15 protein-coding genes and 1 pseudogene are annotated in these 13,925 nt (G+C 57.9%); 2 read left to right on the top strand and 14 right to left on the bottom strand.

The genetic code is table 11. The annotated features are described in order from the left end of the window. Window positions 1-285: 285 nt before the first annotated feature. The 10 genes and pseudogenes from ASD60_RS26585 to ASD60_RS26540 all read right to left on the bottom strand — a co-directional run bounded on the left by ASD60_RS26585 (window position 286) and on the right by ASD60_RS26540 (window position 9,952). A complete protein-coding gene (locus ASD60_RS26585) occupies window positions 286-1,728 on the bottom strand; it encodes a catalase (protein WP_056856830.1) in 1,443 nt (480 codons plus the stop codon). 183 nt (window positions 1,729-1,911) lie between these two features. Further along, window positions 1,912-2,292, bottom strand: a complete 381-nt coding sequence (locus ASD60_RS26580; protein ID WP_056856920.1) for a response regulator transcription factor — start codon at window positions 2,290-2,292, stop codon at window positions 1,912-1,914. Window positions 2,293-2,424: 132 nt separating this feature from the next. Then, a complete protein-coding gene (locus ASD60_RS26575; RefSeq protein WP_056856829.1) occupies window positions 2,425-2,955 on the bottom strand; it encodes a hypothetical protein in 531 nt (176 codons plus the stop codon). Between the two features lie 159 nt (window positions 2,956-3,114). Further along, window positions 3,115-3,816 (bottom strand): annotated as a pseudogene (locus ASD60_RS26570) (AraC family transcriptional regulator); the annotation flags it as partial. A gap of 21 nt (window positions 3,817-3,837) precedes the next feature. Further along, the gene (locus tag ASD60_RS26565) at window positions 3,838-5,292 is read right to left on the bottom strand and encodes a sensor histidine kinase (RefSeq protein WP_056856918.1); all 1,455 of its coding nucleotides are present in this window, start codon (window positions 5,290-5,292) and stop codon (window positions 3,838-3,840) included. A gap of 269 nt (window positions 5,293-5,561) precedes the next feature. After that, a complete protein-coding gene (locus ASD60_RS26560) occupies window positions 5,562-5,822 on the bottom strand; it encodes a hypothetical protein (RefSeq protein ID WP_056856828.1) in 261 nt (86 codons plus the stop codon). Between the two features lie 22 nt (window positions 5,823-5,844). Then, the gene (locus ASD60_RS26555; RefSeq protein ID WP_056856827.1) at window positions 5,845-7,044 is read right to left on the bottom strand and encodes an NAD(P)/FAD-dependent oxidoreductase; all 1,200 of its coding nucleotides are present in this window, start codon (window positions 7,042-7,044) and stop codon (window positions 5,845-5,847) included. Window positions 7,045-7,267: 223 nt separating this feature from the next. Then, a complete protein-coding gene (locus tag ASD60_RS26550) occupies window positions 7,268-7,642 on the bottom strand; it encodes a response regulator transcription factor (protein ID WP_056856826.1) in 375 nt (124 codons plus the stop codon). A gap of 99 nt (window positions 7,643-7,741) precedes the next feature. Next, complete coding sequence (locus ASD60_RS26545; protein WP_056856825.1) at window positions 7,742-8,395, bottom strand: response regulator transcription factor; 654 nt, start codon at window positions 8,393-8,395, stop codon at window positions 7,742-7,744. A gap of 102 nt (window positions 8,396-8,497) precedes the next feature. Next, window positions 8,498-9,952 carry a sensor histidine kinase gene (locus ASD60_RS26540; RefSeq protein WP_330219581.1) on the bottom strand — a complete coding sequence of 485 codons (1,455 nt, stop codon included), beginning with the start codon at window positions 9,950-9,952 and terminating at the stop codon, window positions 8,498-8,500. A 415-nt stretch (window positions 9,953-10,367) separates the two neighbouring features. On the opposite strand from ASD60_RS26540, the gene ASD60_RS26535 reads away from it, so the two are divergent. After that, the gene (locus ASD60_RS26535; protein WP_056856823.1) at window positions 10,368-11,342 is read left to right on the top strand and encodes a LysR family transcriptional regulator; all 975 of its coding nucleotides are present in this window, start codon (window positions 10,368-10,370) and stop codon (window positions 11,340-11,342) included. Here the strand turns inward: ASD60_RS26535 and ASD60_RS26530 are convergent. The 4 genes from ASD60_RS26530 to ASD60_RS26515 all read right to left on the bottom strand — a co-directional run bounded on the left by ASD60_RS26530 (window position 11,318) and on the right by ASD60_RS26515 (window position 13,176). Beyond that, complete coding sequence (locus tag ASD60_RS26530; protein WP_056856822.1) at window positions 11,318-11,746, bottom strand: nuclear transport factor 2 family protein; 429 nt, start codon at window positions 11,744-11,746, stop codon at window positions 11,318-11,320. The genes ASD60_RS26535 and ASD60_RS26530 overlap by 25 nt on opposite strands. 27 nt (window positions 11,747-11,773) lie before the next feature. Further along, window positions 11,774-12,505 (bottom strand): SGNH/GDSL hydrolase family protein, encoded by a 732-nt coding sequence (locus ASD60_RS26525; protein ID WP_056856821.1) that lies wholly within the window; start codon window positions 12,503-12,505, stop codon window positions 11,774-11,776. Between the two features lie 100 nt (window positions 12,506-12,605). After that, a complete protein-coding gene (locus tag ASD60_RS26520; protein ID WP_056856820.1) occupies window positions 12,606-12,920 on the bottom strand; it encodes a type II toxin-antitoxin system YafQ family toxin in 315 nt (104 codons plus the stop codon). Then, window positions 12,886-13,176 (bottom strand): type II toxin-antitoxin system RelB/DinJ family antitoxin, encoded by a 291-nt coding sequence (locus tag ASD60_RS26515; RefSeq protein ID WP_056856819.1) that lies wholly within the window; start codon window positions 13,174-13,176, stop codon window positions 12,886-12,888. The genes ASD60_RS26520 and ASD60_RS26515 overlap by 35 nt, the downstream gene beginning before the upstream one ends. Window positions 13,177-13,332: 156 nt before the next feature. Between ASD60_RS26515 and ASD60_RS29065 the strand changes: the two genes are divergently transcribed. Beyond that, window positions 13,333-13,908 (top strand): hypothetical protein, encoded by a 576-nt coding sequence (locus ASD60_RS29065; RefSeq protein ID WP_156386301.1) that lies wholly within the window; start codon window positions 13,333-13,335, stop codon window positions 13,906-13,908. Window positions 13,909-13,925 lie beyond the last annotated feature (17 nt).

The raw sequence follows: 13,925 nt of genomic DNA, 5'->3' as shown, positions 1-13,925 counted from the left end.
TGGCCGTCATTGGGTGATTCCGGGCGGCTGGCACGGGCGCACATCGGCGCACGCCGGCATTGATTTGGAGTGCATCAGGACGCTTCCTCTGTCGATCTGACGGGGGATGATGCCATCAACGCTCCGTTTGCGTACACGCCGAAGCCCGGTCTCTGGGTCGATATCTTCAACTGTAGCGATAAACCTGCAGGAGCGAGCCTGCTCGCGATTGCCGTGTACCAGTCACCTTTAAAGTGACTGACACTCCGCAATCGCGAGCAGGCTCGCTCCTGCAGGGTCTGGGCTTTACCGGTCGAGTTCGGCCAATGCTCGGGAAACCCCGGCGCCATAAAACGGATCGGCCAGGGTGCAATGGGCGATATGCCGTTGCTGCACTTCCTGAGAGACGCCACTGAGCGAGCGCGCGGTGTTGTCGAACAGCGCTTGTTTCTCCGACTCGGACATCAGACGGAACAGGTTGCCGGGCTGTTCGAAGTGATCTTCGTCCACGCGATGATCCCAATGCCCGGCAGCGCCGGAAATCTTCAGCGGCGGTTCGCGCCAGTCCGGTTGATCGGCCCATTGACCATCGCTATTGGGTACGTACGCCAATTGACCGCCGTAGTTACCGTCCACGCGCATGGCGCCGTCGCGATGAAAGCTGTGCACCGGGCAACGGGCGGCGTTGACCGGGATCTGGTGGTGATTGACCCCCAGGCGATAACGCGCGGCATCGCCGTAGGCAAACAACCGCGCTTGCAGCATCCGGTCGGGTGAGAAGCCGATGCCGGGTACGACGTTCGACGGCGAGAACGCGGCTTGTTCGACTTCGGCGAAGACGTTTTCCGGGTTGCGGTTGAGCTCGAAGTAACCCACCTCGATCAACGGGTAGTCTTTGTGCGGCCAGACCTTGGTCAGGTCGAACGGGTTGACGCCGTGATCATGGGCCTGGTCCTCGGTCATGACCTGGATGTAGAACGTCCAGCGTGGAAAGTCGCCCGCTTCAATGCTGTCGAACAGGTCACGGTGGTGGCTTTCGCGGTCGCGGCCGATCAGGTCCTGAGCCTGTTCGTCACTCAGGTTGTCGATGCCTTGTTGGGATTTGAAGGTGAACTTGACCCAATGCCGTTCGTTGTTGGCGTTGATCAGGCTGAACGTATGGCTGCCGAAACCATGCATGTGCCGGTAGCTGCGCGGAATGCCACGCTGGCTCATGACGATGGTCACCTGATGCAAGGCTTCGGGCAATGACGTCCAGAAATCCCAGTTGCTTTGCGCATTGCGCATGCCGGTGCGCGGGTCGCGCTTGACCGCATGGTTGAGGTCCGGGAAGCGCAATGGGTCGCGAAAGAAAAACACCGGGGTGTTGTTGCCGACCAAATCCCAGTTGCCTTGGTCGGTGTAGAACTTCAGGGCAAAACCACGAATGTCGCGTTCGGCATCCGCCGCGCCGCGCTCACCGGCAACCGTCGAGAAGCGGGTAAAGATCGGCGTTTGTTTGCCCACCTGCGAAAACAGCCGGGCCTTGGTGTAGCGCGTGATGTCGTGGGTTACGGTGAAGGTGCCGTAGGCGCCGGAACCTTTGGCGTGCATACGTCGCTCGGGAATGACTTCGCGGTCGAAGTGGGCGAGTTTTTCCAACAGCCAGACGTCCTGCAGCAATGCTGGGCCGCGAGGGCCGGCGGTCTGGATATTGAAGTTGTCGACGACGGGAGCGCCGTTGATCGAGGTCAGTTTGTTTTTTGGCATGTCACGGTTCTTCACGTTGAGGTTTTAGTTGGGCAGGAAGAATCAAAGTTTTAAATAAACAGAAACTGATAATGAAAATGTTATTTGTTTCGGTGTTGCAGCGCAGCTTTGCAAACGGCAAAAAAGTGCCTGCTTGAGTCTGAGTTTGTTATACCAAGGTGTTAAGAATTATTGATCAGGCGGTCAGCATCGAACCTGGCGCTTAAGCACCCTGTCGATACACGCCAGCAATGCATCGGTATTGAAAGGCTTGGCAAAATATCCTTCGGGTTTTCGCACGCTGGCGCTGAACTGCGGTGGCAGGCCAGGCTTTCCGGTAATGAAAAGCGTGGGGATATGGGTGTTTCTGGCCGCCAGCGTTTCGTACAGCTGTACCCCGCACATACCGGGCATCTGAATGTCGGAGATCAGGCAGTCGGTCTGCTCGGGGCCGCTGGATTCAAGAAACGCGTAGGCGCTGTTGTAGGTGTTTACCGTGTAACCGTAAGAACGCAATAAACTGTCCAGCGAGATAAGAATTAGTTCGTCATCATCAACAACTGAAATAATAGCTGAGTTGAACATGTGGAAACCTTGCGTCATTGCGAGTGGCGCTAAGTGGCGCCCGCCATACTTGCAAGATACGCGCTCAAAAAAAGCGGAATAGTATACTTGGGTATGTTTGTTGGTTGATTTTAGATAAATACAGCAGCGTTCTCAGTACGGCTGTTCCCGGGCCAGGTTGTCCTCGAGCAGCGACAGGAAACGCGCGTTGTGCCGTGCGCACTCTTCAAAGAATCGTTTGCTGGCGGTGTCCTTGTTTTCGATAGCGCTGTCGCAGCAGTCGCGCAGCAAGGCATCAAAGGCTCGCAGGCGGCGCGTACCCTGACAAATCCCGGTCAGGCAGTCGGCAAAACACTGTGATTCACGACTGTCATTCAGGCTGTAGAGCGCCGCGGTTTCAACGTATCCGCCGAGGTCGGTGATGCCGTCGGCAAGGAATTCGGCGTAATCGGCGTTGACGCGTACCAAGCGATGGAACAGCTGTTGCACCGGCAGGAAGCTGACGTTTCGTACTGTCTGCTGACCCCGTTTGAGCTGCGCAAGAATGCCCAGCGTGGTGTTGAGGGTTTGCGTCAACGCGTCGATGATCTCCACTCGCTCGCAAGTGGACAGCGACGTATGCGCACCATAGCGACTGATGCGCAGCGGATGACTGACGATGTACAGCTTTTGCAGTGCGTTCATGACAACCGTCCCCGGGTCAGCGCGTCGGCGCGATGAGTTGATTCATTCAAGGTGCCCAGCGTAAATCGATACACGCCTGACAACACTCCTACCTCAAGACAGTGGCGTAGCACATGGGGCTACAGTCGTCATACCTGGGTATGGGCGTCAGCATTGGAATTGCGATTGCAGCAATGCGCCCCAGTGCTCCTGATTGTCTGGTCGGCGGTAATACACCACCATGTGTCGGGCGACCTGCATCGCGACTTCGCGCCCCCCGTCAGCCTCCACGAGCGCCAAGGCCAGATCGATCCCGGCACTGATGCCGGCGGAGGTCCACACCGACTGTTGCTGCACGAAGATCGCTTCCTGATCCAGTTCGACCTGGGGGTACAGGCGCTCGAACCATTCGGCCATCACCCAATGGGTCGCGGCCCGCCGGCCATCGAGCAAACCGGCCTGGGCCAGCAAGAATGTGCCGCTGCACACCGACGCCGTGCGCGTGGCCGTGGCTGAAGCCTGGCGCAGCCAGTCCACCAGCGCCGTACTTTCGGCAAGGATCTGGCGAATGCTCGGGGAGCCGGGGACGATCAGGGTATCGACCGGGTTATCGTCAAACTCGCTCAGCTTCCGGCTTTGCACCACCAGGCCTTCGGCCGACTGGATTTCGCCACCGGTGAGACTGGCGGTATGCAGCGCATAGCCGGGGAGCCCGCGTTCAGTCATGGCTTTGTTGGCCACCCAGAACACTGTCTGGGCACCGGTCAGGTCCAGCAGACCCATTTGCGGGTAGGCCACGAACACGATGGTGCGCGGTTGGGCATGATCAGGATGCGGGCTTGTTTCATTGATAGACACAGCGAGTTCTCCAAAGCACCGCATGGCGGCATGTGTGGATGAAGGTTATTCATCGTGATTCGGGGACGTCAGCGGAATCGCAAACAGAAACTGCGTGCCCACTCCCACTTCGCTGGACACCCAGATGCGCCCACCATGAAATTCAATGATCGAGCGGCAAATCGAGAGGCCCATCCCCAGGCCGGTGGGTTTGGTGGTGAAGAACGGATCGAACAGCGATGGCAGAATGTCTTCGGCAATGCCGGTGCCGGAATCGGCGATTTCAAGCAGCGCTTCGTTATCCTGGACCGACGTTTGAATCCGCAGCGTTCGTGCCCGGTCATGCACATTGGCCATGGCCTGGCAGGCATTGATGATCAGATTGATGATCACTTGCTGCAGTTGTATCCGGTCACCGTGGATGTGCGCGCCGGGGGCACCCAGCTGTGCGAGTGGACGAACCTGATGATTGCAGATGTCATGTTGCATGAGCGTCAGTGAGTCACTGACGATTTCGTCGAACACTTCGGTCTGGCGCTGCACTTCACTCTGGCGCGACAGCGCCCGAATGCAGGTGATGACATCGGACACCCTGGCTGAATTCTGAATGATCCGGTCCAGTGAGCGGCGAGCTTCTTCGAGGTTCGGCTCGGGGCGGTTGATCCAGCGCTTGCAGGATTCACCGCTGGTGATCACCGCCGCCAACGGTTGGTTGATCTCATGGGCAATGGACGCGGCCAATTCACCCATGGAGGTCACCCGCGTCACGTGAGCGAGTTTGGCCTGGGTGTGCAACAGCGCTTCTTCGGAGTGTCTTGACCCGGTCACATCCATCAAGGCACCGACGTACTCAATGCGCCTGCCATGCTTGAACAGTGGGTTGGCGATCATCTGCACATGCTTGATCCGGCCATCGGGCATGACCAGCCGGTGCTCCACTTCAATCAGGCTTTTCTGGCGGGCAGCCTGTTCCAGGACACTGTCGAAAATCGCCAGGTCATCAGGATGTGTGCGCTCGCGGGCCATCGCCAGCGTTGGCGTTTCGCCCAGTGGGTACTCGAAAATGCGCGAGGCTTCATCCGACCACGACACGATCACCTCGTCATCGATGGCAAAACCGACACTGCCGGTGTGACTGAGTTTTTCTGCACCCAGAAAGAACGCTTCTTTGCGACGCAACGTCTCGGTCGCGCGCTTGCTGCGCAGCGCCAGCAAGGTGATGGTGGTCAGTGCGATCAGGCAACGCACGAACCCGGCGATCATCCGGTGATCGCGGTAGCCTTCTTCGACGACGAAGGTGGCGCTCAGGATGGCTACGCAACCGAAAGCGACGGCGAGGAAAACCGGAACAGGAAAGAAGTTCGCCGACATGAACACCAGCGTGATGTAGAACAGTGTCGGCGCAACATCCAGCTCAAGGTAAGAGTTGGTAATAAAGATCATGCTGCCGACCGCAATGGCAGCCAGCCAGGCCAAGGCATCTGAAAAAAAAAGTTTCTTGCAACGTTTAATGATAGACATTTGTTCTTCCGGGTTTTTGCTATCGAACGGCAACTCGCAGGGCATCGGTGATGCCGGGCAAACTCTTAGTGAGGGGCGTTGGTGTTGTTGTGCAAAAGCACTACTGAAATGGGCTGTTCAGTTGTCCTTTGGAGCAAATGTTCATCGGGAATTGCGGTAGAGCTGACGTGATAAAAAACGCCCGCCAGAAAAACCAGTGGCGGGCGCTTGGGAAATGTCCCGGTCCAGCAAGGAGTGGGCTGGCCGGGATACGGGCGTTTAACTTCACTTCACCCGGTGAAACCCTGCAGCGTTGTCAGCGGGTTTTGTCGCAGCCGATTGAAAGACAGCAAGCGCATGACATAACCCAGCTTGATGGCTGTCGGACCGAGTATCGTCAAGGCATGGGCCATCACCAGGCCGGGCAATGACAGATACGCGTCATAGCCGTAAGCCAGAACGGCACCGATGAGCAGCGCGAACAACCCACCGATCAGCAGTACATGGGACAGCCTCAGTACCCGATACGGATCTTCGAAAAAAGCATACATATCGATCACCTGCGGCTTGGCGTCAGGCCACTGGAATCAATGGATCAGCCGCGGCCAGCGCGGTGGCACGATCTGCCGCCGGCGGGTAGATCCACACGGAGTTGATCTGGGTCTTGAGTTCCTTGGCTTCCTGTTTCACCAATTTCACCTGGCGATCCCAGCCCTCGGTGAACACCGCACCCCAGGTGCCCAGGTCCAGGCAAGTGACGTACTTGGGTTGGCTGTAGGCCATCGGTTCCACGCCCAGCAGTTCGGCGGCGACGTTGTTGCCGGCGTAGCGACCCAAAGCAATCGCGTGCTGGCAGGACATGGCGGCGAAATTGCCCTGATCATCGGTGGCGGCATAGGCCACGTCACCACTGGCGAAGACATCGGCGTGCCCGCGCACTTTCAGGTTCTGATCCACATGCAGACGACCCTGATGATCGCGGGTGCCTTGCACTTGCTCGGTCAGCGAGTGGGCGCGGAAACCCACGGTCCAGATCACTGTGTTGGACTCGATGCGACGGCCATCGGTGAGGGTCACACCGTTTGCATCGACCGAGGCCGTGGTGGCGCCGACCAGCCATTCGATGCCCAGATGTTCCGACGCCTCGACGATGGATGGGCGAATGCCGTCGCCAAGAGCGGCACCGATTTGCGGGGCGCGTTCGAGAACGACCACACGGATGTCGGCGTCATCACCCAGCGCGGCACGCAGGCGTGCCGGCATTTCAGTGGCGGTTTCGATACCGGTGAAACCACCGCCGATCACCACTACGGTATTGCGCGCAGCACTGGCCGGCTGGTCCTTCAGCGCCTTGATGTGCGCTTCCAGTTCGGTGGCGGATTCGATTTCATCGACATCGAACGCATGCTCCAGGCCTTCGAGCGGCGGACGCATCAGCTTGCTGCCGGCAGCCAGCACCAGGCGGTCGTAGCTCAACTTGCCCTGGACACCGGCGACGTTGGTGTAGCCAACCTGTTTGTTTTTCTCGTCGATCACCTCGGCCGAACCCTGAACGAATTTCACGCCCACGGCATCGAACAGATCGTTCAGCGGTGCTTTCATGGTGTGTACATCGGGCTCGTAGAAGCGCGGGCGGATCCGCAGTTCAGCTTGAGGAGCCAGCACGGTGATTTCGATGTCATTTCGATCGTGCTTGTCCAGCAGACGGGCAGCGCTCAATGCGCTCCATACACCACCGAAACCTGCACCGATAATCAAAATTTGCTGTTTCATTGTTTTGCTCCTGAAGAACAATCGAGGGAGAAAGTTGTTGCGATGTAAGCACTACCGCTGTGGCCAATCATTCGCGTAGTGGTAAAAAAAACGCGGCGCAGACGGTTCGGCTTGATCTGCAGCAGATGGTATTCGAGCGGTTTGAATCTGACACTGCTACATTGGGTCAGCGCGAGTATGAGTAAGTATGAGTGGGCTATACCAAGGTATTAACCGGCTGAAGTTAGTTGCGTCGGTTGAGGACTGTTTCGATACAGGCGAGCAACTTGTCGGTGGAAAAAGGCTTGGGGAAAAAGGCAATCGGTTTCTTCGCGCCGAGGCCGGGAGGCCGCTGTGCATAAGGGTTTCCCGTTATGAAAATCACCGGTATATGGATGCCTCGGGCCGCCAGTTGCTCATACATGCTGATGCCGTCCATTTCCGGCATTTGTATGTCGGAGATCAAACAGAACGTCACTAAAAGATCCTCGGAAAAAAGAAACTCCTTTGCTCCCCCGTACGTACGAACCCGATAACCACTGGATCGCAATAAACTGTCTAATGCCATTCGAACGGATTCATCGTTATCGACAACGGCAATCATTGCCTCATTACACATAGTGGTGTCCTGCCTGGTAACGCAGAACACTGAAAAGGCTCTGCGCCATCACTGCAAGATACGCTGTCCCGAAAGGACGCACAGCATACGTGGGTATAGTCACCTGATTGCGGGCTGGGCCGAGATCACCTCAGACATGCGCACCAGATCGGCAAAGGACCGCGCACCCATTTTGCGCATGGCCTGGCCGCGATGGATCTTCACGGTGATTTCGCTCAAGCCGATTTCCCCGGCAATCTGTTTGTTCATCAAGCCCGAGGCGGCCAGCGCCATAACCGTTTGTTCCCGGGCGGTGAGGGTTTGGTGGCGCGCCCGTAGTTCATCGGCATGGCGCTCGGACTCGCGACGTTGTTTATCCCGGCTGTGTGCGGCGCACACGGCGTCGATCAGATCCTGCTCGCGAAACGGCTTGGTCAGAAAATCCACCGCGCCGGCTTTCATCGCGCGCACCGTCATGGCGATATCGCCATGGCCGGTGATGAACACAATGGGCACGTTGATGCCGGCAGTGGCCAGTTCGTTTTGAAAGTCCAGGCCACTGCTGCCTTGTAACCTTACGTCCAGCACCAGGCAACTGACCGTGTCCGGTCGCTGGTACTTCATGAACTCGGCAACCGAACCGAACAACGCGACCCGCAGGCCGATCGATCGCAACAGACTGCCGAGGGATTCGCGCAGCGGCGCATCGTCGTCAACGATGAAAACCATGGACTCGTTTGGGGTAATTTTGTTGAGTGGATGTTGTTCGTTCATTGCTGATTCCCAAGGGGTGGACGCGCAACCGCCGGGGCTGTGTTCCTGGCGAGGGACGCTACATTAATTGTCAGTCCGACAGACGGCACTCATACCTGTGTATTAAATGGCCGCAGCGAAACCCTGATCGTTGGCGACGCGTATCGGCAGGGCAAACAGGAACGAACTGCCCTGGCCGGTTGCGCTGGTGGCCCAGATTCGCCCTTCGTGGAAATCAATGATCGAACGGCAAATGGCAAGGCCCATGCCCAGGCCGTTTGCCTTGGTGGTGAAGAAGGGCGTGAACAACTGCGGCAAGATGTCGGCAGGTATGCCCGGGCCTTGATCGGCTACTTCCAGCAACACTTCGTTGTGTTTGACCCAGGTGCGGATGCAAAGCACCCGTTCGCAAGGACTGACTGCCTCCATGGCCTGGCAGGCGTTGATGATCAGGTTGATGATGACTTGCTGCAGCTGCACGCGGTCGGCACTGACCTGGCCGCCGAATGCGTTCAGTTCGATTTTCGGATTGATCTTGTGATGCGCCAGTTCGCAGCGCACCAGGCTCAGGGTTTCGCTGACGATGTCGTTGAGCGATTCGTTCTGGCGCAACGGGTCGCACTTGCGCGACAGCGCCCTGACCCGACGGGTGATTTCACTCGCGCGGCTCGAACTGGCGATGATGCGTTCGAGTGACTGACGCGCTTCGAGTACATCGGGGTGCGGCCGGCTCAGCCAATTGCGGCAGGCCTCGGCACTGCTGGTGATCGCCGCCAACGGCTGATTGACTTCATGGGCAATGGACGCCGCCAATTCGCCCAGGGTGGTCACGCGGGTGACGTGCGCCAATTCGGTCTGGGCGCGGCACAGCGCCTCTTCGGCTTGTTTGCTGGCAGTCACGTCCATCAGTGCGCCCAGATACTCGAAGCAGCCTTTTCGGGTGAAGAGCGGGGTGGCGAACAAATGCAGATGCTTGATTCGACCATCGGGCATCAGCAGGCGGTGTTTGACCTCGATCAGGGTTTCATGACGCGCAGCCTTGTCGAAACCGGCCAGTACCAGCGGCAGGTCATCGGGGTGGGTTCGCTCCAGGAACAACGCCACCGAGGGCGGTGTGCCCGTTGGGTATTCGAGGATCCGTGCCGCCTGTTCCGACCAGCCCATTCTGCCGAGGTCGGCGCGAAAGCCAAAGCAAGCGGTCTGGGTCAGGCGCTGGGCACCGACCATATAGACTTCCTTGTGGCGCAGGATGTCGGAGACCCGTTTGCTGCGAAGCGCCAGATAGACAATGGCCGCCAGTACAGCCAGGCTGTGCAGCAAATCAGTGACGGTTTCCCAGTGTTGAAACCCGCCCTGATACAAGCACATCGTCGTCAGCACCAACATGCAAAACAACGCAACAACGATCACTGCGCTGATCGACAGCAGGTTGATCGCCATCAACAACAGCGCGATATACAGCGTGGTGGTGGTCAGGTCGGTGCGGGTTTCGGTGTTGATCAATATGCAGGACGCCACGATCAACCCCATCAGCCACACCAGGGGTGCTTCCAGCGGCTTGAGACTGAGACCGAGCAAGAGACGAGAGGTCCTTTGGCCTGTGTTGAACAGCATCTTGCTGCAGGTTCCTTTTGCAAAGGGCGGCGTGCGCTCAGGGGCAGGCTTTTGTGTGGGCGTTTCGATCATGCGCGCCTCGGTTTCTTGTTCGGGCTGGGGCGGAAAATCGGTTCAGTATCCTAGAAGCACGGGCGTGCCACACGTTAGGACAAAAAACCCGTGAAACCTGCCACGGCGTCATGTGGCGCTTATATTGGGCATAGGCAAGTCATTCATTTAAATGCGCTTTTTACAGGGCGCTATACCGAAGTATCAGCACACTCACCTAATGCATGATCGTTTTGTCCCCATGTACGACAGACGTTCCGCCACCACACTCATAACCTGTACAGGCACCTTCCCGAACTCAATGGCCGTGTGCCGGGTAGCGAACCTCATGAACAGAAATGACCTGCGTCGTGCGGACATCAACCTGCTGGTGGTTTTCGAAACGATGATGCATGAGCGAAATGTCAGTCGCGTCGGCGAAAAGCTGTTCCTTGGGCAACCCACCATCAGCGGTGCCCTGGGCCGTTTGCGCGTGTTGTTCGATGACCCGCTGTTCATTCGTTGCGGGCGGGTGATGGAGCCGACTGCGCGGGCCGAGGAAATCTTTGCCAACCTGGCGCCGGCGCTGGACGGCATCGCCGCTGCGTTGAGCCGTTGCCAGTCGTTCGATCCACGCACCAGCGATACGACGTTTCACATCGGACTGTCCGACGATGTCGAATATGCGTTGCTGCCACGGCTGTTGCGCCAGCTGCGTATCGAGGCACCGAACATCAAATTGATCATGCTTCGGGTCGATCAACAGCAGATGTCGCAGAGGCTGGTGAACGGCGACATCTCCATGGGCATCAGCCATACCCTCGACCTGCCGGCCAGTGCGCGACGCAAGGGGCTGCGGCAGATTCGCCCGACGCTGCTGCGTTTTGACACTCGGCCTGGACCGTTGGCCCTGGACGAGTTCTGTCGGCGCCCGCATGTCGTGGTGTCGTCCATGGGCAATGCCACGGATGATACCGACCACGCCCTGAGCCTGCTGGGCCGACAGCGCAAGGTGGTGTTGACCGTTGCACAGTTCAGTGCGTTGCCGGGGTTGCTGGCGCAAAGCGACATGCTGGCCATCGTGCCGGATTACGTGGCCAAGGCGATGGCATCGGTGGCGGGCATGCGGGCTGAGCCGGCACCGCTGCACCTGCCGGTACATGAGTTGTCGATGGTCTGGCGCGCAGCAGCGCACGCGGATTCAGGCCAGCGCTGGTTACGTTCGCGCTGCAGTGCGTTTCTCTGTGAGCCGGTCGAGTTGCAGGTGGTGCCCAAGGCCCGACCGGTGTTGCGCAGCGATCAGGCCTTGCTGGCGGCCAGATAGGCACCGAGGCGTCGGCCCATTTCTTCACCCAGTGCCTGCAAGCCGCTGAGCGGACGAACCATCACTTCGAAATCGACGATTTTCCCCTGCTCGTTGAAGCGGATCATGTCGATGCCCTTGAGCTGTTTCTCGCCGACCCTGGCGCTGAACTCGAGGATGACATTCAAGCCGTCGGCGGTCGCCAGTTCACGGTGATAGGTAAAGTCTTCGAACACCTGGGACACCGTGTTCAGGATCATCGATACCACCGGCGCGCCCGGATACGGTGTGTGCGCCATCGGTGAACGGAACACCGCTTGCGGATCCAGCAACGTCGGCAAGGATTTCAAATCGCCAGTGCGGATCATCGCGTGCCACAGGCTCAAGGACTCCGCGGCTTTGGGGTGCAGTTGCAGTTCAGACATATTCAACTCCTGTTTTTTTGTTGTTGTTCAAAGCTTGCCTGATGCGGGTTTACCCAGTTGGCGGGCAATGACCTGCGCGGCGTCATCTGCCCAGAAGCTGTAGATGGCCGGCCCCGGATGGAAACCATCCCGCGCCATCGAACCGGCCACGGGGGCCAGGTCGGTTGTCAGCATCGTACAGTGATCTTCGCGGCTTGCCAGTTGCGCCAGGCGTGTATTGAAACGCGCCGCCCGATTGCCCAGATACCAGCGCAGCGGTTGCGGCAGCGCAGGAAACAGATGCATGGGCGGGACAGGGGACATCACGATCTGCCTGGCTGCGAATCGGCCGCGCAGCACAGCCAATAACTGTTGTTGCCGGGCGATCCACTGATCAACCGTCAGTGTACTGGTGACATCGTTGACCCCAATCGACAGCAGCACTACATCAAAGACCTGCGGTGGCTGCTGCTCAAGCATTTCAAGTAACGCCTGCGAGTCCAGACCCGAACGTGCCCAGAGGCTCCATCTCACCTGGTAATCCCTGGCCAAGCGACTGACCAGTTGCCCGCTCAAGGCCTCGGCCTGGGTCGACGCCCCGACACCCGCGGCGGCACTGTCGCCCAGAATCAACAGGCGCAGGACCTCACCACTGCCCGCCATACCCTGGCGCTCCCCCTCGGCTTCGGGCAGTTTCGGCGTAACCCGCCGCGTGTACGCACCCTGCATCAGCAACACGGGGCCGAGCATGATTTTGGCCAGCGCTTCGGTCTTGCTCATGGGAGAGATCCGCAGAAAGGAGGCATAGGTTCGCTTAAAAACCGCCCACGAAAAAGCCCCGAATCAATCGAGGCTTGGTGTTTTTTGCTGGTGTTCGGCGTTATTTGAACAGTTCGGAGTGACTGCCGAGGTCGACAAATGTGAGCAGGTCGGGGCGTGTGTGCTGATAGATCAGCAAGAAGTCACCACCCATATGGCATTCTCGAAAACCGCTCCAATCTCCCGACAACGCGTGATCAAGGTAGTTTGCTGGTAACGGCTCTCCCAAGAAAAGCATGACCATTACCTGACGAACCTCATTCATATTGCGTCGGCCGGCACGCTTGTAGCGTTCCCACGACTTCTTGAACTCCGAGGTCTGTGCACACTGCTTTGGCAGTTCAGCGCGTTTTTGTTTTTTCTCCGGTTTCGCCATCAACATCCCTCAGCATTTCGTCTATCGAGTCGAACCGCTGACGAATTTCGCGTGCTTCCATCATGGCGCGAGCCGTTTTCTCGGAAGGGACGCGAACTTCAAACGGTAGTCCCTGAGTCGCGACAACCTGACGAAGAAAAAGACGCATGGCGTCACTGATGCTCAAGCCGCACGCACTCAAAACTTCGGTAGCTCGTGCTTTCAAATCCTCATCAATACGGCAACGCACGTCAGTCGTTTTCAGTAATGCACCCATGGCAGTAACCTCATTATTAATTTGTAGCTACATCAGCGCTACCTCCGGCATTCTGGTTGAGCAGGGGGTTCAGGGTCAACTGCAGCATGATGGGTGGTTGAAAGCGTGTCTCCCGGCTGAGTTCCCAAACCGATATTTCAACGGTTACCGCTCGTTTTGAATATCAGCCTGATCCTTGTTTTGTATGGGATGGGGCTCGATCTCGTGCAGGAAATTGCCATGGGCGAAAGTCCCTTTTTCAACGTGCACGAAAAAGCCCGGCTGATCAGGCCGGGCTTTTTTGGCTGTTGCGGTGTAGCTATTTATTTAGGCGACGGTGTTGCCATTCAGGCGGTCGGAACCATCGGCAGCGACGGTGTTGCCTTGCAGGCGGTCGGAGCCATCGGCAGCGACGGTGTTGCCTTGCAGGCGGTCGGAGCCATCGGCAGCGACGGTGTTGCCTTGCAGGCGATCCGAACCATCGGCGGCGACGCGGTTTTCGATCAGGCGATCGGAACCGCCTTCTGCGACACGATTCTGGATCAGACGATCCGAACCCCCTTCAGCCACACGATTTTCAATCAGTCGATCCGAGCCGCCTTCAGCGACTACAGGTTGAACAGAGGTCGCGGCAAATGCGTTGATTGCGAAAACCGAGAAAGCGATGCTGAGGATGGTTTGGCGTTTCATGATCGTGTGCTCCGGGGTGTTGTTGGTTGGTATGGAGCCAATGTTACGCCGTGCAGTTTTTAAGAGAACTTCATTGAATC

Source organism: Pseudomonas sp. Root562 (assembly GCF_001427125.1).
Lineage (GTDB): Bacteria > Pseudomonadota > Gammaproteobacteria > Pseudomonadales > Pseudomonadaceae > Aquipseudomonas.
The sequence above is the reverse complement of the archived record's forward strand: the minus strand, read 5'-3'. Positions and strand labels throughout refer to the sequence as shown.

Excerpts from the sequence above, each read along its gene's own strand:
- ASD60_RS26585 (WP_056856830.1), bottom strand. The coding sequence starts at position 1,728 with ATGCCAAAAAACAAACTGACCTCGATCAACGGCGCTCCCGTCGTCGAC.
- ASD60_RS26580 (WP_056856920.1), bottom strand. The coding sequence starts at position 2,292 with ATGTTCAACTCAGCTATTATTTCAGTTGTTGATGATGACGAACTAATT.
- ASD60_RS26575 (WP_056856829.1), bottom strand. The coding sequence starts at position 2,955 with ATGAACGCACTGCAAAAGCTGTACATCGTCAGTCATCCGCTGCGCATC.
- ASD60_RS26565 (WP_056856918.1), bottom strand. The coding sequence starts at position 5,292 with ATGTCTATCATTAAACGTTGCAAGAAACTTTTTTTTTCAGATGCCTTG.
- ASD60_RS26560 (WP_056856828.1), bottom strand. The coding sequence starts at position 5,822 with ATGTATGCTTTTTTCGAAGATCCGTATCGGGTACTGAGGCTGTCCCAT.
- ASD60_RS26555 (WP_056856827.1), bottom strand. The coding sequence starts at position 7,044 with ATGAAACAGCAAATTTTGATTATCGGTGCAGGTTTCGGTGGTGTATGG.
- ASD60_RS26550 (WP_056856826.1), bottom strand. The coding sequence starts at position 7,642 with ATGTGTAATGAGGCAATGATTGCCGTTGTCGATAACGATGAATCCGTT.
- ASD60_RS26545 (WP_056856825.1), bottom strand. The coding sequence starts at position 8,395 with ATGAACGAACAACATCCACTCAACAAAATTACCCCAAACGAGTCCATG.
- ASD60_RS26535 (WP_056856823.1), top strand. The coding sequence starts at position 10,368 with ATGAACAGAAATGACCTGCGTCGTGCGGACATCAACCTGCTGGTGGTT.
- ASD60_RS26530 (WP_056856822.1), bottom strand. The coding sequence starts at position 11,746 with ATGTCTGAACTGCAACTGCACCCCAAAGCCGCGGAGTCCTTGAGCCTG.
- ASD60_RS26525 (WP_056856821.1), bottom strand. The coding sequence starts at position 12,505 with ATGAGCAAGACCGAAGCGCTGGCCAAAATCATGCTCGGCCCCGTGTTG.
- ASD60_RS26520 (WP_056856820.1), bottom strand. The coding sequence starts at position 12,920 with ATGGCGAAACCGGAGAAAAAACAAAAACGCGCTGAACTGCCAAAGCAG.
- ASD60_RS26515 (WP_056856819.1), bottom strand. The coding sequence starts at position 13,176 with ATGGGTGCATTACTGAAAACGACTGACGTGCGTTGCCGTATTGATGAG.